This is a genomic window from Haloleucobacter albus (genome assembly GCF_052492075.1).
Genome location: NZ_JBQWAS010000023.1, coordinates 12,654 through 34,276, shown reverse-complemented (window position 1 = coordinate 34,276; position 21,623 = coordinate 12,654). Strand labels below are relative to the sequence as shown.

General features: G+C 61.1%; 17 protein-coding genes and 1 tRNA gene. 10 read left to right on the top strand and 8 right to left on the bottom strand.

Features of this window, described 5'->3' with window-relative positions; translation table 11 throughout:
• Nucleotides 1-69: 69 nt before the first annotated feature.
• Nucleotides 70-606 carry an META domain-containing protein gene (locus ACT6QH_RS06800; RefSeq protein ID WP_444974059.1) on the top strand — a complete coding sequence of 179 codons (537 nt, stop codon included), beginning with the start codon at nt 70-72 and terminating at the stop codon, nt 604-606.
• 45 nt (nt 607-651) lie between these two features.
• Here the strand turns inward: ACT6QH_RS06800 and ACT6QH_RS06795 are convergent, their stop codons facing one another.
• The 3 genes from ACT6QH_RS06795 to ACT6QH_RS06785 are packed head-to-tail and all read right to left on the bottom strand — an operon-like array spanning nt 652 to nt 3,564.
• Entirely contained in the window at nt 652-1,470 is an 819-nt protein-coding gene (locus ACT6QH_RS06795) for an ABC transporter permease (protein WP_444974058.1), read from the bottom strand.
• Nucleotides 1,467-2,384, bottom strand: coding sequence for an ABC transporter permease subunit (locus ACT6QH_RS06790; protein WP_444974057.1), 918 nt, complete (start codon nt 2,382-2,384; stop codon nt 1,467-1,469). The genes ACT6QH_RS06795 and ACT6QH_RS06790 overlap by 4 nt, the downstream gene beginning before the upstream one ends.
• 13 nt (nt 2,385-2,397) lie before the next feature.
• Nucleotides 2,398-3,564 carry an ABC transporter ATP-binding protein gene (locus ACT6QH_RS06785; protein WP_444974056.1) on the bottom strand — a complete coding sequence of 389 codons (1,167 nt, stop codon included), beginning with the start codon at nt 3,562-3,564 and terminating at the stop codon, nt 2,398-2,400.
• A 281-nt stretch (nt 3,565-3,845) separates the two neighbouring features.
• Between ACT6QH_RS06785 and ACT6QH_RS06780 the strand changes: the two genes are divergently transcribed.
• Both ACT6QH_RS06780 and ppk2 read left to right on the top strand, forming a co-directional pair.
• Nucleotides 3,846-3,920: transfer RNA gene (locus tag ACT6QH_RS06780), tRNA-Thr, on the top strand.
• A 359-nt stretch (nt 3,921-4,279) separates the two neighbouring features.
• Entirely contained in the window at nt 4,280-5,350 is a 1,071-nt protein-coding gene (gene ppk2, locus ACT6QH_RS06775; protein ID WP_444974055.1) for a polyphosphate kinase 2, read from the top strand.
• An 80-nt stretch (nt 5,351-5,430) separates the two neighbouring features.
• Here ppk2 and ACT6QH_RS06770 read toward each other — a convergent pair whose 3' ends face one another.
• A complete protein-coding gene (locus ACT6QH_RS06770) occupies nt 5,431-7,050 on the bottom strand; it encodes a serine hydrolase (protein WP_444974054.1) in 1,620 nt (539 codons plus the stop codon).
• Between the two features lie 393 nt (nt 7,051-7,443).
• On the opposite strand from ACT6QH_RS06770, the gene ACT6QH_RS06765 reads away from it, so the two are divergent.
• The 6 genes from ACT6QH_RS06765 (at nt 7,444) to gltS (ending at nt 16,453) form a co-directional block, all read left to right on the top strand.
• On the top strand, nt 7,444-8,586 hold the full coding sequence (locus ACT6QH_RS06765) for an efflux RND transporter periplasmic adaptor subunit (RefSeq protein ID WP_444974053.1): 1,143 nt from the start codon (nt 7,444-7,446) through the stop codon (nt 8,584-8,586).
• Nucleotides 8,583-11,690, top strand: a complete 3,108-nt coding sequence (locus ACT6QH_RS06760; RefSeq protein ID WP_444974052.1) for an efflux RND transporter permease subunit — start codon at nt 8,583-8,585, stop codon at nt 11,688-11,690. The genes ACT6QH_RS06765 and ACT6QH_RS06760 overlap by 4 nt, the downstream gene beginning before the upstream one ends.
• Nucleotides 11,691-11,778: 88 nt before the next feature.
• Nucleotides 11,779-12,798, top strand: a complete 1,020-nt coding sequence (locus ACT6QH_RS06755) for a patatin-like phospholipase family protein (protein WP_444974051.1) — start codon at nt 11,779-11,781, stop codon at nt 12,796-12,798.
• Between the two features lie 6 nt (nt 12,799-12,804).
• Entirely contained in the window at nt 12,805-14,268 is a 1,464-nt protein-coding gene (locus tag ACT6QH_RS06750; protein ID WP_444974164.1) for a GntP family permease, read from the top strand.
• A gap of 74 nt (nt 14,269-14,342) precedes the next feature.
• The gene (locus tag ACT6QH_RS06745; protein ID WP_444974050.1) at nt 14,343-14,822 is read left to right on the top strand and encodes a YqhA family protein; all 480 of its coding nucleotides are present in this window, start codon (nt 14,343-14,345) and stop codon (nt 14,820-14,822) included.
• Nucleotides 14,823-15,244: 422 nt separating this feature from the next.
• Nucleotides 15,245-16,453, top strand: coding sequence for a sodium/glutamate symporter (gltS, locus tag ACT6QH_RS06740; RefSeq protein WP_444974049.1), 1,209 nt, complete (start codon nt 15,245-15,247; stop codon nt 16,451-16,453).
• 81 nt (nt 16,454-16,534) lie between these two features.
• Here the strand turns inward: gltS and ACT6QH_RS06735 are convergent, their stop codons facing one another.
• Entirely contained in the window at nt 16,535-17,815 is a 1,281-nt protein-coding gene (locus ACT6QH_RS06735) for an alpha/beta hydrolase (RefSeq protein ID WP_444974048.1), read from the bottom strand.
• Nucleotides 17,816-18,099: 284 nt separating this feature from the next.
• On the opposite strand from ACT6QH_RS06735, the gene ACT6QH_RS06730 reads away from it, so the two are divergent.
• Entirely contained in the window at nt 18,100-19,128 is a 1,029-nt protein-coding gene (locus ACT6QH_RS06730) for an AI-2E family transporter (RefSeq protein WP_444974047.1), read from the top strand.
• Between the two features lie 74 nt (nt 19,129-19,202).
• Here ACT6QH_RS06730 and ACT6QH_RS06725 read toward each other — a convergent pair whose 3' ends face one another.
• The 3 genes from ACT6QH_RS06725 to ACT6QH_RS06715 form a co-directional block, all read right to left on the bottom strand.
• Nucleotides 19,203-19,565, bottom strand: coding sequence for a ribbon-helix-helix domain-containing protein (locus tag ACT6QH_RS06725; protein ID WP_444974046.1), 363 nt, complete (start codon nt 19,563-19,565; stop codon nt 19,203-19,205).
• 24 nt (nt 19,566-19,589) lie between these two features.
• Entirely contained in the window at nt 19,590-20,147 is a 558-nt protein-coding gene (locus tag ACT6QH_RS06720; protein WP_444974045.1) for a DJ-1/PfpI family protein, read from the bottom strand.
• A 114-nt stretch (nt 20,148-20,261) separates the two neighbouring features.
• A complete protein-coding gene (locus tag ACT6QH_RS06715; RefSeq protein ID WP_444974044.1) occupies nt 20,262-21,488 on the bottom strand; it encodes a CaiB/BaiF CoA transferase family protein in 1,227 nt (408 codons plus the stop codon).
• Nucleotides 21,489-21,623: the final 135 nt, after the last annotated feature.

Genomic DNA, 21,623 nt, shown 5'->3' with positions numbered 1-21,623 from the left:
TTTTGCTGCGAAGCACCGGAACTATGCTACCCGCCCCTCCCCCGCAACAGGGCACGATATGAGGACGAGATGACCCGACAGACCCATCAGCCCGGCACCAGCCAGCCCCTTCCGCACGCGCGCCGCCGCCTGCTTCCCCTGCTGGCCGCAAGTGCCCTGCTGGCATTGGGCAGCCTGGGCCCGGCCGCAACGCCCAGCCTCGCGGATGAACCACCGCCGGCCAATGACCCTCTCAACCGGGAAGCCTCCATGCCACAAAGCCCAGCCCCTGCCTCCCCCATTGGACAATGGCTGCTGGAAGACATGCAGGGTGCAGGTTCGCAGGAACGCGTCCGCACGGATCTGGAGATTTCGGCGGATGGCCGGGCATTTGGTTCCGGCGGCTGCAACCGCTTCAATGGCGAGGCCAAGCTTTCCGACAACCAGTTGAGCTTCGGCCCGCTCATGAGCACCCGCATGGCGTGCTCTGAAGAGGCGATGAAGCAGGAAGCCCGCTTCCTCAACACACTGGAGGACGTCCGCAGCTGGAAGCTGGATGACGAAAACCAGAAACTGTTGCTGCTGGGGCCAGAAGGCGAAACGCTTCTGACCTTCTCGGCCCTGTAGCATTCAAACCTTATGAGTGGCGGGGGGATGCCCCGCCACTCTGTTTCAGCCGTGAATGGCGGCCTGTTCCTCGGCCGAACGCCTGTTGCTGGCGCGCTTGGAAATGACGGAGGCCGTCAACACCACCACAGTCACCACCGTAATGAGAATGGTGCTCACGGCGTTGATTTCCGGCGTCACCCCGAAACGCACCTGCGAATAGATGCGCATGGGCAGAGTGGTGGCACCCGGCCCGGTGGTGAAGCTGGCGATCACCAGATCATCCATTGAGAGGGTGAAGGCCAGCATGAAGCCTGCCGCCACACCCGGCATGATGAGCGGCAGGGTGATGAGGAAGAAGGTCTTGAAGGGCGTGCAGCCCAGATCCAGAGCGGCTTCTTCCAGCGCGCTATCGAAGGTGACAAGCCGCGATTGCACCACCACCGCCACGAAGCACATGCAGAAGGTGATGTGCGCCAGCAGCACCGTATAGAAGCCGCGATCAAAATCCACCGCCACAAACAGCAGCAACAGGGAGAGGCCGGTAATCACCTCCGGCATCACCAGCGGTGCATAGATCATGCCGGAAAACAGCAGTCGCCCGCGAAAACGCCCGTAGCGCACCAGTGCCAGCGCCGCCATGGTGCCCAGCACCGTGGAGACGACCGCCGCGAAGAAGGCCACCCTCAGCGAGACCCATGCGGCGGCGAGCAATTGCTTGTTCTCCAGCAAGGCCCAGTACCAGCGCGTGGAAAAGCCACCCCACACCGTTACCAGCCGCGAGTCGTTGAAAGAGTAGACGACCAGCAGCAGGATGGGGATGTAGAGAAAGGCAAACCCCAGCACCAAAGAGGACACATTGAACCAGTTGAGGCTACGCTTCATTGCTCCGCCTCCAGCTGGCGCTGCTGCATGTTCTGGTAAATCACGATCGGCACCACCAGAACCAGAAGAAGAAGCACGGCCACGGCCGCAGAAACCGTCCAGGAGCGATTGACCGTAAATTCGGTCCACAGCACCTTGCCGATCATGATGGTGTCGGACCCACCCAGCAGATCCGGGATCACGAACTCACCCACCGCCGGAATGAAGCACAGCAGCGCCCCTGCCGCCACGCCCGGCAGGGAGAGCGGGAAGGTGATGGTCCAGAAGCTTTTCCAGGGTGGGCAGCCCAGATCTGCCGCCGCTTCCAGCAAGGTATCGTCCAGCTTTTCCAGCGCCGCATAAAGCGGCAGCACCATGAAGGGCAGGTAGGAATAGACGATACCGATATAGACAGCGATATCGGTATTCAGAATTTCCAGCGGCTCATCAATCACACCCAGCCACAGCAGGGTGTGGTTCAGCAGCCCCTCACGCGAGAGAATGCCGATCCACGCATAAACGCGAATGAGAAAGGAGGTCCAGAAGGGCAGGATCACCAGCATCACCAGCATGGGCTGGATCGAGGCCGGAGCCCGCGCCATGGCATAGGCGACAGGGTAACCCACCAGAAGCAGCAGCACTGTGGAGATGCTGGCAATCAACAGGCTGGAGCCATAGGCCTCTATGAATTCGTTCTGCCAATCCAGCACATAGGCGTAATTCTCGAAGGACAGCTCCGAGAGGAAGGCCGTAAAACCATCCCAACCCTCGGAAAGATCCAGCAGGGGTGCATAAGGCGGCATGGCCAGCACATCCTGCGACAGCGAGATCTTGAAGACGATGATGAAGGGCGCCAGAAACAGCGCCAGAAGCCAAAGATAGGGCAGCGCGATAATCAGATAGCGCCCCAGCCCCTTTTCCCGTGCCAGTGACATGGGCTCCCCTCCCTCAGCGGGTGAGGACGACGCCGGCATGGGGTGCGAATGTCACCCACACCTTGTCATCCCATGAAATCGGACGCTCCACCACGCGCGACATGTTCGGCTGAGACACCTTGATGCGTGTGCCATCGGCCAGTTCCACATGATAGATGGACAAATCGCCCAGATAGCCAATATCCCAGATGCTGCCCTCGAAGCAGTTTTCCGCGATTTCCTGCGGCTGATCCAGTGTAATGCGCATTTTCTCCGGGCGAATGGCAACGCAGGCCGCATCTCCAGGGCTTGCCACCACACCGGGCGACACCACGATGGGATGCGTGGTGAGCGGAGAGGAAAAACGTGTCTCCCCTTCCGTGCTGCGCAGGATCTGCCCCTCAATGAGATTCACATCGCCCACGAAATCCGCCACATAGCGGGTGGCCGGCTGCTCATAAATCTCGGATGGCGGGGCCATCTGGATCAGCTCACCATGGTTCATCACGGCGATACGGTCTGCCACTGTCATGGCCTCTTCCTGATCGTGGGTGACGATCAGGAAGGTCATGCCAAGATCCATTTGCAGATCCATCAGCTCGAACTGGGTTTCCTCGCGCAGCTTGCGATCCAGCGCGCCGAGAGGCTCATCCAGCAACAGCACCTTGGGCCGCTTGGCCAGGGAGCGCGCCAGCGCCACACGCTGACGCTGACCGCCCGAAAGCTGGTGCGGCTTGCGCCGGGCGAACTGCTCCAGCTTCACCAGCTTCAGCATTTCTTCAACGCGGGCGGTGATCTCGCCCTTGGGCATCTTGTCCTGCTTCAGGCCGAAAGCGATATTGTCGGCCACATTCATGTGCGGGAACAACGCATAGGACTGGAACATCATGTTGACGGGCCGGCGATAGGGCGGCACGCCCACAAGATCCTCTCCCGCCAGCAGCACACGGCCGGAGGTGGGCTCCTCAAAGCCGGCCAGCATGCGCATCAGCGTGGTCTTGCCACATCCCGAAGGGCCGAGAAGGGCGAAAAATTCGCGCTCATAAATATCAAGCGTCACATTGTTCAGCGCGGTGAAATCCCCGAAGCGCTTCACCACATTCTCGAATCGAATGAGCGGCTTCTTGTCCGGGTCGTTCCACGGCGCAAATGTGCGCCGCACCGCACCAATAATGGTTTTATGCGCCTTCTCGCCCGCCATTCCGGCCCCCGCACGATACATTGTCGGATAAAGGGTTACAGGTCGAGTGCGAAAGCCTCAAGACAACAAGGCCCTCAAATTGGCAGCTTTTTACAGCTTTGCGCATCATGGCGCGGCAGGGGCCGGAAAGGAGATTTCAACAGCTTTGTGAAAAGAAAAACACAGCAGCGCTTGACCAGCAGCGCAAAGCTGTGGCAAACGACGCCACCTAACGAGGTGATGCTTCGTTGCGGACGCGCTCCACGCCGACGCACATTGCTAGCACTTCGAAACATGGACCTGCTGCGGTAGCTCAGTGGTAGAGCACTCCCTTGGTAAGGGAGAGGTCGAGAGTTCAATCCTCTCTCGCAGCACCATAAAATCAAACGATTTTTTCTGTTATGAGAATCTGGCCCGGACAGATATTCGGGCTGAGACGCATATCCCATTGCCCCCCTTTTTCTCCCCTCTCCTGACACCTCTGCGCCCTGTAGCCAGCACGGCTGCGCATGGCGCATGCCGGCTTGCAGAAATCTTTGATATTGCTCAAGGCACATAGCCATATGGCATCGCAGGTTGCGCGCATATTCGCCCCTTTGGCACAACTGCCCGGCTGGAGAGCTGATCCATCCGGGTGCGCTTCCGCAAAGGTCCCCGTCCGGTGCGACCGCCATTCCGGTGACATGGAACACAATGCGCAGCGCAAGCTAATCGCGTTCGCCGTGAGGAGATGATGATGGTGCAGGACAAAACCACGCAGGAAGCCCCCCACTCCAGCACCAGTGAACCATTCGAGACAGCCCTTGCTGATGCCCGGCTGGAAGCCGCGCAGGAAGCTTCGGAATGGGCTGCCGCGAATCTTCTGGATGAAAGCACCCGCGAAGGGCTGGATGCGCTGATTGCCGGCGCATCACCAGATGATGCCCAGCGGCTGCGCAAGGCCCTCGGCCTGCCCAAGGCGCCGCGTAGCCCCCGCATCACCAGCGATGAACTGGCCGAGGACTGGCGCTCCGGCGGCTATCCCTTCAAGTACAAGATGCTGCGCCGGGATTATGAACGCGAGAAATTCGCACTTCAGGTCGAGCTGCTCAAGCTGCAATCCTGGGTGAAGGAAACTCATCAGCGCGTCATCATCATCTTTGAAGGGCGTGATGCAGCCGGCAAAGGCGGCGCGATCAAACGTTTCATGGAACATCTCAACCCGCGTGGCGCGCGCATCGTGGCGCTGGAAAAGCCCAGCGAGGTGGAACGCGGCCAGTGGTATTTCCAGCGCTATGTGGAGCATCTGCCCACCACCGGGGAAATCGTGCTGTTCGACCGTAGCTGGTATAATCGCGCCGGGGTCGAGCGGGTCATGGGCTTCTGCTCGGATGATGAATATCGCGAGTTTCTGCGTCAGGCGCCGGATTTCGAGCGCAATCTGGTGCGCAGCGGCATTCATCTTTTCAAATTCTGGTTCTCTGTCAGCCGGATGGAGCAGAAACGCCGCTTCAAGGAGCGCGAAGTGCATCCGCTGAAACAGTGGAAGCTCTCCCCCATTGACCTCGCCTCTCTCGACAAGTGGGATGACTACACCAAGGCCAAGGAGGCCATGTTCTTCCACACCGATACGGCGGACTCCCCCTGGACGGTCATCAAATCCGATGACAAGAAGCGCGCCCGCCTGAACGCCATGCGCTATGTGCTGCATTCCCTGCCCTATGCTGACAAGGATCTGGAGCGTGTCGGCCCTGTCGAACCCCTGCTGGTGGGGCGCGCCAACTCCATCCATGAGCGGGGAGAGCATGAGTTCGGGGCGACGGACTGATCCGCCCCGCCATCCGCAGTGACTGTAGCCGACAGGGCATGGCAAATGGCCCGCCCTGTCGCACAGCTTATCCGCTCAGCTCAGCGGGTCCATTTGCCCTGCCCATAATGGTTGAAATATTCCACCATGAAGGCCCGCGCCTTTCCGTCGGCATCCTGCACGAATGTGACGGATGAGAGAGAGCCGGCCGGCGCGTTCTCGTTGTTAGGCGCGATCGCGAAGGTGTTTCCGCTCCAGTGCCGCAAGGGCATGCGCACAGCCGCAGGGCCCACAATCATCACCAGCCCGTCCTTCTCCTGCACGATTTTCGCCGGGCCGAAATAGGCATTGTCATAGGTGCCGACATAATCGGAAAGCGCCATGGCGGGCTTCGCATCGGCCGGCGCAGTCTTTCCGGCAAGATCCCCCTCGGGCTCATAATAGGCCATCAGGCGCGGATGATAGGCCGCGTACCAGTCCCGCGTGGACACGCCATATTGCACCACATCCATGAATTGCGCGGAGATGGCTTCCGCCGCACCCACCGGCCCGCCATTGGTCAGCACCACAATGGCGATATCCGCAGACGGCAGCATCTGCATATGCGTGGCCGCTCCCAGCACAAACGCCCCGGAATGGCTCATGAGCGGGCGTCCATTGGCTCCGACGGAAACATTGAAGCCATAACCATAAAAGCCGGAACGCGCATCCACGGAGGGTGTCGGCCCGCTGAACGCCTCCGGGCGCAGCATCGGCACCAGCGCGACAGATGAAATCATCTCGCGCCCCTCATGCTGCCCCCCGGCAAGCAGCAGCTTCAGCCACGCGGCAAGGTCCGTCACGCTGGAGGATACGCCACCCGCCGGCGACTGCGCATCCGGGTCGCGCGCATAAAGTGGCTGGAAGCGGCCATCTTCCCACACATGCAGGGTGGCCCGGTTCGCGCGCTGGAGAAAATCGGCATGGCGCGAACTCGTTCGGCTCATACCCAGAGGGGTATAAAGCGCCGTTTCGGCCAGATCCTCCCACGACATTTTCGCGGCGGCGGCCACGGCCTCTCCACCAATGGTCGTGCCGAAATTGGCGTAATTGTAGGAGATGCGGAAAGGCGTGAGCGGCAACAGGGCCAAGCGTTTCAGGATAGCGGCGCGATCATAGCCCATATCTTCCAGATCATCGCCGGCCGCATGGGGCAAGCCCGAGCGATGCGCCTGAAAATCCCCAATGGTCGCATGGGCATCCACCCATGGGTCGGACAGATGAAGATCCGGCAACAAAGCCTGCACCTTGTCATCCCACCCCACCAAACCGGCCGTTACCTGCGTGGCGGTGATGGTGGCCGTGATCGGCTTGGACAGGGACGCGATCTGGAAAACGGTATCGGCATCCACCGGCTCCGGCTTGCCAAGCTCACGCACGCCATAACCTTGGGCGAAGACGGTCTTACCATCATGCACCACGGCCACGGCCAACCCTGGCACCTGGCTGCGCGTCATGATATCCGAAATCAGATCCGGCAGAGTGGCGAGCGCCTTGGAAATGCCCTCCGGCGCAAGCGGCATCACATCCGCAGCCGGGCTGGCCCCCAGCTCCGGCATGAGGCTCTGCCCCACGGCCTGAGAATCTGCATGCGCCGGGCCCGCAAGGCTGGCGACAGGCACCGCCAGAACCGCGACAAACAGCATTCCAGGTTTCAGCATCGCGCCAAGATCAAGGGGCATCAATCAGGTCTCCGGTAGCAGACAGAAGCTTGTGAGGATATGTGGGCGGCCGGCCCGCCATGGTTCAGAACGGGCCATCTTCCGCAAACAGGCCACGCCCGAAAATGGCGCAGCAAAATCAATGTCTTTGACGACCCGCATTGTCCGCGAGGCGCGCTTCCAGGGCAAGCCCGGCTCATCATGCCCCACAGCCTTTCAGATGCAGGAAATTTTGTGCAAAGCTGCAACATTGAAGAGAAATGCTGCAATGCATACACACCATCCGGCATATTTCACGTGCACCAATGTTACACATCCCTATCCTGACGGGCGCAGCGCTTCGGCCTTCAGGAATTTCGCAGCGGCCCCTTTTCGGTTGCCGCACCACGAAGCGCGCGCGGAAAGGATGACATTGTGACCCTCGCGCCACATCGCTTTGCCCGGCTCTCCACCCTTTTGCCGAAGCGGCTTCCGCATCTGAGCCAGATGGGCGCACCGGCTGTTCTGCTGGGAGCGGCCCTGCTTCTGACGGCATGTGGAGAGCAGGAAGAGGCGCAGGCGCCAGAGCCGCGCCCCGTGCGCACCATCACCGCCACCGCCCGCACCGCGGCCGATGCCGTGAACCTCACCGGGCAGGTGGAAGCCGAAAATGAGGCCGCCTACGCCTTCCGCATCGGCGGGCGCATCATCGAACGGCTGGTGAATGTGGGTGACACGGTTGAGCCCGGACAGGTGCTCGCCCGGCTGGACCCGCAGGATGAGCAGAACACCCTGCGTTCGGCGCAGGCCGCCCTTTCCGCCGCCAATGCCAACCTCTCCCAGGCCACCAATCAATATGATCGCCAGCGCCAGTTGCTGAATCGGGGCTTCACCCCGCGCGCGCAATATGAGCAGGCCGAACAGGCCTTTTTGAATGCCCGCTCGCAGGTGGAAGATGCCGAGGCCCGCCTGAAAATGGCGCAGGACCGGCTTGATTTTACCGAGCTGCGCGCGGATTCCTCCGGCATCGTCACTCAGCGCCGCGCCGAAATGGGTGAAGTGGTGCAGCCCGGCCAGCCGGTGATCGAGGTTGCCCGCAATGATGGGCGCGACGCCGTGTTTGAGGTGCCCGCCAGCCTTCTCACCAGCCTGCCCACCAACCCGGATGTGGAAGTGGCGCTGGCCAGCGACCCCGCTATCACCGCCCGCGGGCGGGTGCGTGAGGTTGCGCCGCAGGCTGATCCCGTGACCCGCACATTCCGGGTGCGCGTGGGGCTGATCCTCCCGCCGGAAGCCATGCGATTGGGCTCCACCGTGGTGGGGCATGTCATGATTGACAAAGGCCCGGTGATCGAGGTGCCGGCTTCCGCCCTCACCCGCCTGAACGACAAGCCCGCCGTGTGGATCGTGACCCCGGACGATGACACCGTGAAGCTGCGCAATGTGGAAGTGCTGCGCTTCAGCCCCACCAGCGTCTCCGTCTCCAGCGGGCTGGAAACGGGTGATATCGTGGTGACAGCGGGCGTGCAGGCCCTGCATCCGGGGCAGAAGGTTCGCCTGCTGGGGGCTCAGCCGTGAAGAAGGGCTTCAATCTCTCCGCCTGGGCGCTGCGTCACCGCTCCGTCATCATCTATCTCATGGCCATCGCCGTGGTTGCCGGTGCCATGGCCTTTCGCAATCTGGGCCGGGCGGAAGACCCGACTTTCGTCATCAAGACCATGGTGGTGCAGGCCAACTGGCCCGGCGCCACGCTGGATGAAACCTTCAAGCAGGTGACAGAACGGCTGGAGCGCAAGCTTCAGGAAGTGCCCCGGCTTGATTATCTGGAAAGCTACACCCGCCCCGGCACCACCACCATTTTCGTGCATCTGCAAGGGGCCGCCACGGCCGCCGAGGTGCCGGACATCTGGTACCATGTGCGCAAGAGTGTGGGCGATATTCGCCATACCCTGCCGCAAGGCATTATCGGCCCCTTCTTCAATGATGAGTTCGGCGACACATTCGGCATCATCTATGGCTTCACCGCAGACGGCTTCACCCATCGTGAGCTGCGCGATTATGTGGAGGATGTGCGCTCCGAACTGCTGCATGTGCCGGATGTCTCCAAGATCGAGATTCTCGGCGCGCAGGACGAGCGCATCTTCATTGAATTCTCCATGCAGGAACTGGCCAGCCTCGGCATAGACCGGGCAGCGGTGCTTCAGGCTCTGGCCAGCCAGAATATCGTGCGTCCCTCCGGTGAGATTCAGACCGGGGCGGAGAACATGTCGGTGCGCGTCTCCGGCGCGTTCAACTCCGAAGCCGATATCGCCAATGTGAATTTCGTGGTGAATGGCCGCCTCATCCGCCTCGCCGATATCGCCACCATTCGCCGCGCGCTGGCAGACCCGCCCCAGCCCATGTTCCGGGTGAACGGCCAGCCGGCTATCGGCCTGGCCATCGCCATGCAGGATGGCGGCGATATTCTCGCCATGGGCAAGAATATCGACACCACCATGAACCGGCTCATCGCCAATCTGCCCATCGGCATCGAAGCCCATCTGGTGGCGGATCAGGCGGTGACGGTGGACAGCGCCATCGCCGAATTCATGGAAAGTCTGTGGCAGGCGGTGGCCATCATTCTGGTGGTTAGCTTCATCTCGCTGGGTGTGCGGGCCGGAGCCATCGTGGCGCTGGCCATTCCGCTCACCCTGGCGGTGGTGTTCGCCATCATGCAGATTGTCGGCATCGACATGCAGCGCATCTCGCTGGGGGCGCTCATCATCGCGCTGGCGCTGATGGTGGATGACGCCATGACCACCACGGATGCCACCCTCACCCGCCTCGCCGCAGGTGATGACAAGAACACTGCCGCCTCATACGCCTTCACCGCCTACGCCGCCGCCATGCTGGCCGGCACGCTGGTGACGGTGGCCGGCTTCGTGCCGGTGGGCTTTGCCGCCAGTTCCGCGGGGGAATATACCTTCACCCTGTTCGCCGTGGTCGGCATTGCCCTCATCGCCTCATGGATCGTGGCGGTGCTGTTTGCCCCGCTGCTACAGGTCGCCATTCTCAAAGCTCCGCCAAAAGACAAGATGCCGGACCCGGACGCCCCGCCAAAGGGCGTGATGAGGCTGTATCACGGCTTTCTCGTCTGGTGCCTGAAGCTGCGCTGGGTGACGATAGCGGTGACGCTGGGGCTGTTCGTACTCTCCATTCTGGCGCTGCCGCTCATTCCGCGCCAGTTCTTCCCCTCTTCGGACCGGCCGGAACTTCTGGTGGATCTCGCCAGCCCGCAGAACGCCTCCATTTATGCCAGCGAAGCGGTGGCCGAAGCCTTCGACAAGCTGTTGCAGGATGATCCCGATGTCGAGCGCTGGAGCACCTATGTGGGGCGCGGGGCCATCCGCTTCTATCTGCCGCTGGATGTGCAGCTGCCAAACGCCTTCTTCGCCCAGACGGTGATTGTCGCCACCGATGTCGCAGCGCGCGAGCGCCTGCAAGCCCGGCTGGAAAAAGCGCTGGCGGAAGATTTCCCGCAGCTTGTCTCGCGCATTTCCCCGCTGGAGCTGGGCCCGCCCGTGGGCTGGCCGGTGCAATATCGCGTCTCCGGGCCGAATATCGAAAAGGTGCGCGCCATCGCCTTTGATCTGGCGGCTGCCGTAGCCTCCACGCCCAAGGCTGAAAAGGTCAATTATGACTGGATCGAGCCGGCCCGGCAGGTGCGTATTGATGTGAACCAGAACGAGGCCCGTCTTCTGGGACTTTCCACCGCCCAGCTCGCCGGGGTGCTCAACACCGTGCTATCCGGCGCGCCGGTGACGCAGGTGCGCGACAATATCTATCTCATTCCCGTGGTCGCACGCGCCAATGATGAGGAGCGCGTCTCGCTGGAGCGCCTCTCTCATCTGCAAGTGCCCCTGCCCAACGGGCGCACCGTGCCACTGAGCCAGATCGCCACCTTCACCTGGGATCAGGATTATCCCGCCATCTGGCGGCGTGACCGCGTGCCCACACTCACCGTCCAGGCCGATGTCGCCCCTGGCATTCTGCCCGAAACGGTGGTGGCTGAACTCGCTCCGAAAATCGACGCCCTGCGCAAAACCCTGCCGGCCGGCTATCACATCGAGGTCGGTGGCACAGTGGAGGAAAGCGCCGCCTCACTCGCCTCTGTGGTGGCCGTGGTGCCGGTGATGCTGTTGCTGATGCTCACCATTTTGATGTTCGAGCTGAAAAGCTTCCAGCGCATGGTGATCGTGCTCTCGGTGGCTCCGCTCGGCCTCATCGGCGTGGTGGCGGCACTACTGGTCTCCGGCCGGCCGCTGGGCTTCGTGGCCATTCTGGGCGTGCTGGCGCTGATCGGCATGATTACCAAGAACGCCGTCATCCTCATCGGCCAGATCGAGGCGGACAGGGCCGCAGGCCGCAAGGTATGGGATGCTGTGATCCATGCCTCTTCCATCCGCTTCCGGCCCATCATGCTCACGGCCCTCTCCACCGTGCTGGGCATGGTGCCCATCGCGCCCACCGTATTCTGGGGCCCCATGGCCTTCGCCATCATGGGCGGGCTCATGGTTGGCACGCTTTTGACGCTGATCTTCCTTCCGGCGCTTTATGTCGCCTGGTTCGGAGCGGAAAGCGGGCCGGAAGCTGTGGCGCAAGACGCACCAGAAGCCGGACATCAAAAGCCTTTCACCGCATGAAACCGCGCCCACAGCCCTGTGGCCGGCCCCTCACCATGCCTCACTTTTCCTGTTCCCGTTCTGACGGCAACCGACCGGAGACCTTCAGATGACACGCTCGCCCCTTCTCGTGGATCTCGCCCTTCAGGGTGGCGGCGCTCATGGCGCCTTCACATGGGGCGTGCTCGACCGGCTGCTTGAAGAAGACTGGTTGCAGATTGACGGCATCTCCGGCACCTCCGCCGGCGCAATGAATGCCGCCGTGCTGGCCGACGGCTATGCCAGCGGTGGGCGGGAAGGCGCGCGCAAGGCGCTGGATGCCTATTGGCAGTCTGTGGGTGAATCCGCCCGCTACAGCCCTTTCCAGCGCAGCCCGCTGGATCGGCTTCTGGGCCGCTGGACCATGGATTCCTCTCCCATGTTCATTGGCATGGACATGATGAGCCGGATGTTCTCGCCCTATGATCTGAACCCCTCGAACTTCAACCCGCTGCGGGACATTCTGGAAAAGCACATTGATTTCGAGCGGCTGAAGAATTCTCCGGTCAAGGTCTTCATCACCGCCACCAATGTGCGCACCGGGCGCGGCCGGGTGTTTCGTAATGCGGACATCTCGCCGGAAGTGCTGCTGGCCTCAGCCTGCCTGCCCACCCTGTTCCAGGCCATCGAGATTGATGGCGAGCCCTATTGGGATGGCGGCTATTCCGGCAACCCCACCATGACCCCACTGGTGCGTGAGCTGAAATCAGACGACACCATCCTCATTCCCATCAATCCGGTGGAGCGCCCCGGCACGCCGCGCACCGCCGCCGATATCATGAACCGCCTCAACGAAGTCTCCTTCAACGCCACCCTGCTGAAAGAGCTGCGCATGATCGCGCTGCTGCGCAAGGTGGCAGATCCGGGCAAGACGGAAGGTGCCGAGTGGGCCAGAATGCGCATGCATATGGTGCGCAACCATCTGATGGCAAACCTTGGCTATTCCTCCAAGCTGAATGCGGAATGGTCCTTCCTCTCCATGCTGAAGCGCGAAGGGCGCAAGGCGGGGGATGAGTTCCTACAGGAGAATGGCGACAAGCTTGGCGTCCAATCCACCCTTGATATTGACCAGTTGCTGGAAGGAGTGTGAGCCATGATGGGTTTCATCGGCATTCTTCTCGGCCTTGCCGTTCTCATCTATCTGGCCTTTCGCGGGGCCAGCATTCTCATTCTGGCCCCTATTGCCGGCCTCATCGCCGCGGCCTTCGCCGGCGCGCCCCTGCTGGCGAGCTGGACACAGACCTTCATGCCCAATGCGGCGGATTTCGTCGCGCAATTTTTCCCGCTGTTTCTGCTTGGCGCCATTTTCGGCAAGTTGATGGAAGATTCCGGCTCCGTCACCTCCATCGCCAATTTCATGACGGTAAAGCTCGGCACACAGCGCGCCATTCTGGCCGTGGTTCTGGCGGGCGCGATTGTCACCTATGGCGGCGTCAGCCTGTTTGTCGCCTTCTTCGTGCTGGCCCCCATGGGCATTGCACTGTTCCGCTCGGCCGGCGTGCCGCGCCGGCTGATGCCGGCCGCCATCGCTCTGGGCACCTCCACCTTCACCATGTCGGCCATGCCCGGCACGCCCTCCATCCAGAACGCCATTCCCATGCCCTTCTTCGGCACCACGCCCTTTGCGGCGCCGGGGCTGGGCATCATCGCCTCCATCATCATGCTCAGCTTCGGCATGTGGTGGCTGAAGCGCCGGGAAAATGCGGCTCGCGCACGTGGTGAGGGTTTTGGCGCCTTCACCGCTGGCGACAGTGAATCCGTGGAAGTGGCAACAGAAAACCCCATCGTGCGTGAGCGCGCCACCACCTCCGGCACCTTCGATCCGGCCGAGATCGAGCACAGTGAGGAAGCCGGCAAGGGCCCATCCATCCTTCTGGCCGCCCTGCCGATCATCGTGGTGATCGCGGTCAATCTGGCCATGTCCTTCCTCATTCTGCCGCGCATGGACACCAGCTTTCTGGCGCTGCCGGAATGGGGCGGGGTTTCGCTCTCCGCCGTGGGCGGCGTGTGGTCGGTGATCGTGGCGCTGCTGGCGGCCATCATCACCGTCATCATCATCAATTTCCGCAGCGTGCCGGAACTGCGCGCCACCCTCACCGCCGGCGCCAACGCCGCCGTGCTGCCCATTCTCTCGGTGGCCAGCCTTGTGGGTTTCGGCGCCATCGTGGCCTCGCTTCCGGCCTTTGAGGATGTGCGCAACTGGGTGCTGGGCATTGAGGGCGGGCCGCTGGTTTCTCTGGCAGTTGCCACCAATATTCTGGCCGCCCTGACCGGATCGGCCTCGGGTGGTCTCACCATCGCGCTGGATGCGCTGGGCCCCACCTATATGCAGATCGCTCATGATATCGGCATGGACCCGGCCCTGATGCACCGCGTGGCGGTGATCGGCTCCGGCACGCTGGATAGCCTGCCCCACAATGGCGCGGTGGTGACATTGCTCGCCGTGTGCGGCGTCACCCACAAGGAAGGTTATCTGGATATCGTGATGGCAGGCATTGTCAGCGCCATCATCGCGTTGGTGGCGGTTATCGCCCTGGGTTCCGTTCTGGGGAGCTTCTGACTGTGAACAACCGCCCTGTCCCTCAGCTCCAGCATGACCGACTTCGGAAGGTTCGCCGTTTCATCGTGCGCTGCATGGTGATGGGAAGATGGGCCATGGTGCCCCTCTTCGTGGGGCTGCTGGGCGCGCTGGTGTTGCTCATGGCCTCCTTCTTCATCCAGCTCTGGAATTTTGCCACCCATGTGATGGTGATGAGCGAAACCGCTGTCATCATGAAAGTGCTGACCCTGCTGGATATGGCCCTTCTGGGCGGGCTCATCGTGATCGTCGTCTCTTCGGGATATGAAAATTTCGTCGAGAAGCTCGATCACGACACCGCCGAGGACTGGCCGGACTGGATGGCCCATATCAGCTTTGCCGGGCTCAAGCTCAAGCTGTTCGCCACCCTCATGGCCATCACCGCCATCGCCATGCTGAAGGCGCTGATGCGGCTGGAAACGAATGTGAGCGAAACGCAGGTGCAATGGCTGGTGGTGGCAAACCTCATCTTTGCCATCTGTTATGCCGTTCTGGCTCTGGCCGACAGGTTTGGTCCAGGCCGGAACGAGCACTGATTCTGCCTGCGGCTATGGGCAAGGGTGCAGACCCTGCCCATCAGCTCCTGTGACCCGTTTCCGCCCGCCCACGGGGGAGAAAAGATCTGCGCACGGCGACGAACGCACCTTCTTCCATCCATCTGGAGCAACAGGATGGATATTCGCTGTGCATGACCCACCCGAGTTGCGCGTAATTCAGGCCGAACAGCACCTCAAGTCTTGCGACCTGAAGCTCAAATGCCGCTATGCTTCGCACACAGAACTTGACCCTGTATCCAGACGTCATGTTTCCGTTTCGGATGGGGGGCGCGGGCTGACGCCCTCCCTGCCAGCTTCATTCATGCCCCCGGCGGCGTGAAGTATCCTGTCACAGCCCGTGAAGACCGCGCACTTTCCGCATCAAGCAGAAGGCTGGCCCGGACAGTATAGCGAGGGGGATTATGCCGGACACTCTGGAACTTTCAGGCCTTATCACCTTCACCCTCGCCATCATGATTTTCTTTGTGGGTGGCGCGCTCAATTCCGCCATCGCCCCGCTGCGAAGCTGGAATATTCCAGAGGCCGTGACCGGGGGCATATTGGCGGCCCTGGTTACGCTGACCATCTATATTGCCTTTGATATTGAGATACACTTCGATCTTGCGGCGCGGGATATGCTGCTGCTGTATTTTTTTACCGGCATCGGCCTCAACGCCAAATTCTCGGATCTCGCCACCGGCGGACGCCCCCTGGTGTTTCTGCTTATCATCACGGTGGTGTTTCTGGTGGTGCAGAATGTGGTGGCTCTGGGCGGTTCCGCCCTCATGGGGCTGCCGGATGGCGTTGCACCGCTTCTGGGCTCCATCTCCCTTGTGGGCGGGCATGGCACCACCATTGCCTGGGCCCCCATCATCTCCGAGCGCTACCACATCACCAATGCCATGGAGATCGGCATTGCCAGCGCCACGCTGGGGCTGGTGCTGGCCAGCGTGCTGGGCGGGCCCATCGCCGGAGTGCTGATCCGGCGCTACAATCTCCACAATGACAAGGAGCAAGACCCCATAGTGGGCCTCTCGGAAGAAGAGGAGGAATCCAGCAAGGCGCAGATTTCCTACCGCAAATTCCTCACCTCTCTTCTGGTGCTCAACATCGTCATCGCCATTGGCTATGCGCTGGATGAAATGATTGAGGAAATGGGCGTGAACCTGCCCCTCTTCGTCATCTGCCTGCTGGTGGCCATCGTCTTTACAAACATCGTGCCGCACATTCTGCCCAAGCTGGAATGGCCAGCACGCACGCCGGAACTGGCGCTCATCTCCGAATTATCCCTGAACATCTTCCTGCCCATGTCTCTCATGGCCATGAAACTGTGGGCGCTGGATGGGCTGGGCTTCTCGCTTCTGGCGGTGCTCATCATGCAAACGGTCGTGACGGTGGGCTTCATCTTCTTTGTGGTGTTTCCGGCCATGGGGCGAAACTATCAGGCTGCCGTGCTCTCGGCGGGCTTCACCGGCATTGGTCTTGGCGCCACCCCCACCGCTATCGCCAATATGACAGCCGTCACCCGGCGCCACGGGCCCGCGCCGCTGGCCTTCATCATTCTGCCGCTGATCTCGGCCTTCTTCATTGATCTGGTGAACGCACTTGTCATCGCCTTCATGATGCAATGAGCTGGCGCCCAAGACCCATCAAAAAGGCCGCCTGCATGCGTTGCAGGCGGCCTTTTGTATCCTCATCCTGGCATTGGCGGACTAATTCACCCGCCCACCCGTGAACACCTGAATCGGCAATGTCGCGACCGTGCCGACCACATTGCCGACCGCGCCCACAGCCTGCCCCGCCGGGCCAATGCCCACAGTGCTCTCATCATTGATGACCTGCCCGGCCACAAGCCGCGTACCCATGAGCTGCACCATTTCCGGCGTGGTCGCGAATTTGGTGTGGTTCAGCGCATCACCACCGCGCAGGGCTGTCAGATCCAGAACGACAATCCCATCGCCTTGCTCCAGCCGCGCGGCATAGCCCGGCTTCGACAGATCCACCGCCCCCACGCGGGAAACCTGCCCGGCCAGCAGGCGCGACAGGCTCAGCGCCCTGTCATTACGATCCACAAAAATGGTGACATCCGGCCGTTTCGGCCCAAGTTCGGCCATCTGCCGCTCGAAGACATCAATGTCCAGATCCGGCGAGGCGAGGATGACATTGGAAATCTTGGCCGGCACCCGCCCCTTGCTCAAGGCCAGATCCCGCAGCGCCTCCATGGTCAGCCATGCCCCCATGGAATGGGCCAGCACCACCACCTCATCCACCTTGTTGCTGGAGGCAGCCTCAAAGAGAACCTGCGCCAGATCCGACCGTGAGAAATTGGTGCTTTCGCGATCATAGATATAACCGCTCATCTGCCCGCGAGAGGGCCAGGAGAACAGCACCGGCACCAGATTGGTATCGGTATCATGCACAAACTGGGCAAAGCGGAACACAGCTGCATCAAAGCGCGTGTTGAAGCCATGCACAAACACAAGCACCTTGCGCTTGTTCTTTGGCAGGCTCTTGAACCAGCGCGTGGCCCCCGCGCGGGTCAGCGGGTCCACCTGAGTCACGGCGAATTCCCGGCTGGGGTCCGGCGGTATCTGTCGGGGCCACTGAATGGACCCGACAGGCCGGTTGGGTGGCACCGACACCACAATATTGGTGAGAGAAAGCTGGCTGCCCCGTTCTCCAGAGAACACCTCGCCCGGCTCATCGCTGGGCGCGCGGGTGGTGGCGGCCAGCATGTCCACCAGCGAACCGGACGACGGGGCCGGCTCCACTGCCACTGGCAGCAGCACGCCCTGTGGTGTGGCGCAGGCGCTGAGCGCAAGGCCCGAGGCGCTGACCACGAGCAGGACAGGGGCAGCACCTATCTGCAACCGCTGGCTGGGTCGGCGCACCGCGCCCCTCCGCAATGCAAAGCCGGAGAGAAAACCGGCCATCCGGCTGAAACCACTTTGCAGCACCTGGCGGAAGCCACCTGCCGAAGAACAATGCGACATTTTCATCCGCCCAATACCGGTTGCCGGAATCCCACCCTCTTTACTAGGGCACTTTGCGTCCACATTGAATGACACCAAGCCTGCCATTCAGAATATGGTAACCAATAGCCAGAGCCCATCTGCCCATGGCCTGTGGCAGCACGCATGGGCTCATTGGCGCAAACACGCAACACATGGCCAAAATGGCATGAAAACGGCCTTTCTCCAGCCTTAACACCATGCCGCCCCCTGCCCCCGCCGACCGCTTTCCTGTAAGCGAAACGGGGGATGGCTGGAGAAACATCATGAAAGTGCTTGTTGGGCTGGTGGCTGCGGTCGCCATATGTGCGGCTTTGTTTCTGGCGCGCACGCTGCTTGCACCCATGGTGTTTGGCCTGTTCACCATTGCCATCGTCTGGCCTTTGCAACGCACCTTGCAGGCCCGGATGCCTGCCATGCTGGCCACGCTAATCACGGTTGTCATCGCCCTGTTTGTGGTGGGGGGTGTCACATCCGTCATCATCTGGGGGCTGGGGCGCGTGGGCCAATGGGTGTTCGCCAATGCCGCCCTCTTTCAGACCCTGTACGATCAGGCCGGGGAATGGCTGGAAGGGCACGGCTTCGTGCTGGCCTCGCTCATCACCGATCATGTCGATGTGCGCTGGATGCTGCGGCTGTTTCAGGATCTTTCCGCCCGGCTTCAGGGGCTGGCGAGCTTCCTTGTCTTCACCTTTGTCTACGTACTTCTGGGATTGCTGGAGGTGGAAATCGTCGCCAGCCAGTTGCGTCGCCTGCGTGACAGCGGCGGACCGCGGGCGGAGCTGGGCCGTTTTCTACTGTCAGCCACGGGCGATCTGGCGCGCAAGCTGCAAAAATACATGTTGGTGCGCACGCTGATGAGCGTCGGCACCGGCTTCATCGTGTGGATTTTCACCCTCACAGCCGGGCTGGAACTGGCGCTGGCCTGGGGTGCGCTGGCCTTTGCGCTGAACTATATTCCCTTTATCGGCCCCTTCGTGGCCACACTGCTGCCCACCCTGTTCGCGCTGGTGCAACTGGGCTCGTGGGAAATGGCGCTGTTCGTCTTTGTCAGCCTCAACATCATCCAGTTTCTTTCCGGCAGCTATATTGAACCGCGCATTGCCGGGGCGACGCTCTCTGTCTCGCCCTTTCTGGTGCTGTTTTCGGTATTTTTCTTCGGCTTTCTGTGGGGCATCGCCGGTGCCTTTATCGGCGTGCCGATCCTGATCGGCATTCTCACCTTCTGCGCCCACAGCCCCAACAGCCGTTATGTGGCGGAACTGTTCTCGGGCCGCATGGCGCCGGCGGCATAGCCTCACCCGGCCCCGGAAATTGCGGGGCCGGCCTCTTGCCGCAGCAGGAGGCCGGTATGAAAACCGAGGTGCGTTCAGTTCATGCGCAAGCTGCGCCGGCCGCTCTCTCGCATCAGGATATCTTGTGCGGAATGGCGGGTGATCGGCTCATTCAGATCTGCCGAGATCTCCCCGGCCGCGATCAAGGCATGATAGCGTGCGCAACATACGCGCAGAAATGACGTGAAATTGCCGAGATCATGATCGGCATCCATCGCCTCATGCCAAAGCCGGGTGATGAGCTGCGCGACAGTCATGCCATCGCGCAGGCCGATTTCAGTCAATGTTTCCCAGAAATGGTTCTCAATCCGAATGGAAGTCGCAACCCCATCAATACGCAAACTATGTGTGCGGCTTTGCCATTGGTCGGGCGCAGCCTTGATGAAGAGTTCGCACATTGCGGGGCTTCCTTCCCGGTCAGATCAGAGAAGCGCCATGAACTGCCTGAGCCATGCCGGATGGGCCGGCCAGGCAGGGGCCGTGACCAGATTGCCATCGCTTACGGCATCTGTCACCGCAATATCGGCGAAGGTGCCACCCGAGGCCGTGACCTCATAGGCGCAGGCCGGATAAGCTGAACAGGTGCGCCCCTTCAGCACGCCGGCGGCTGCCAGAAGCTGCGCTCCATGACAGATTGCCGCGACAGGCTTGTTGGCCTCGAAGAAATGACGAACCCGCGCAAGAACCTCCGGGTTCATCCGCAGATATTCAGGCGCCCGCCCGCCGGGAACGACCAGCGCATCATAATCCGCAACATTCACCATGTCGAAATCGGCATTCAGCGCGAAATTGTGGCCGGGCTTTTCCGTATAGGTCTGGTCACCCTCGAAATCATGGATCGCGGTCTTGACGGTCTCTCCCGCCTTCTTGCCGGGGCAAACCGCATCAACACTGTGGCCACAGGCCTGCAATGTCTGGAACGGAACCATGGTTTCGTAATCTTCGGTGAAATCCCCGGTCATCATCAGAATTTTTGCCATCGCGCATCCTCCCTGCTGACGGTCCGGGAAGGGTAGGTCGGCAGACGTGGCCAGAGGTATTAGCCGGATACTACATCCCCCTCCAACGCGCCTCGGCCTGGCATGGCCAGGCTGTCAGATCACGCCCCCGCTCCGCAATGCGTCGATTTCTTGTTCCGTAAGACCGAGCACCTCGCCCAGAATGTCATCCGTATCCGCATTCCGCTCCCGGCCCGCATGACGAAGGATGGCAGGTGTTTCAGACAAACGTGGCATGGCGCTGGGCAGCACCAGTTCCCCCGCGCGGGGATCATCCAACTTCTCCAGATTTTCCCGCGCTGCATACTGCGCATCCCGGAAGATATCGGCGATCGAGTAGATAGGTCCGCAAGGAACCTCGAAGCGCGCAGTTTCCTCCATCACCTCGGCGAATGTCAGGCTGCCGATCCAGTTCGCCACCAGCGCATTCACCTCATCGCGGTGAGCAACGCGAATCTCTGCGGTTGGCAGTGTCTCCGCCAGCTCGGGCTTGCCCAGTGCATTTGCCATGCGTTGCCACATCTTGTCGCTCGTGCAGGCGATGGCGACCCATTCACCGGACTGCGTCTGATAGTGGCTGTGGGGGCAGACATTGACGGTGTCCGCACCCATACGCTCCCGCACAATGCCAAATTTCGCATAGGCTGGAGCAATTTCATCGAGCACGCGAAAAACGGATTCATAAAGCCCGATATCAATATATTGACCATGGCCCAGCCGATCACGCGCACGCAGCGCCAGCAGCACGCCAATCGCCCCCCACATGCCTGAAAGGTAATCTGCAAGGGATGTCGAGCCGGGGATCACCGGCGGCCGGCCGGCCTCTCCCGCCAGATAGGACAGGCCACCGAATGCATGAGCGATCCGGGCAAAGCCGGGTTCATGGCTTTTCGGACCCGTCTGCCCATAGGCACTGACCCGCAGCATGACAATATTCGGGTTGATTTTCCGAAGGTCTTCGTAGCCAAGACCCCATTTTTCCAGCGTGCCCGGACGAAAATTCTCAAGAACAACATCAGATTTTGCGACCAGCGCGCGGAACAGGGCGGCCCCCTCCACTTTGCGCAGATCAATCGACATTGTTTTCTTGTTGCGGGATTCACTCAGCCAGACAAGAGAATCCCCACACTCTGTCGCTGTGCCGAAATGACGAAGCGCATCGCCTGTCTCGGGATGTTCGATCTTTATGACCTCGGCCCCGAAATCCGCAAGAATTGTGCCGCAAAAAGGAGCGGCGATAAAGGTTGCGATATCCAGAACCCGGACGCCATGCAGTGCTCCTACAGGTTTGGATTCGCCTTTTTCTGCATCATAAGCCGACATGAAACAAATCTCTTCCTATTGCGCCCATCGCAATGGGTGAACCGCGACGAAACAGGGGAGCATCGCATGCGATCCAAGCTCTTCTGTCCACATTACACTGAAGGGCGGCCCTGCGAATGATCCGTAGCCTACGCC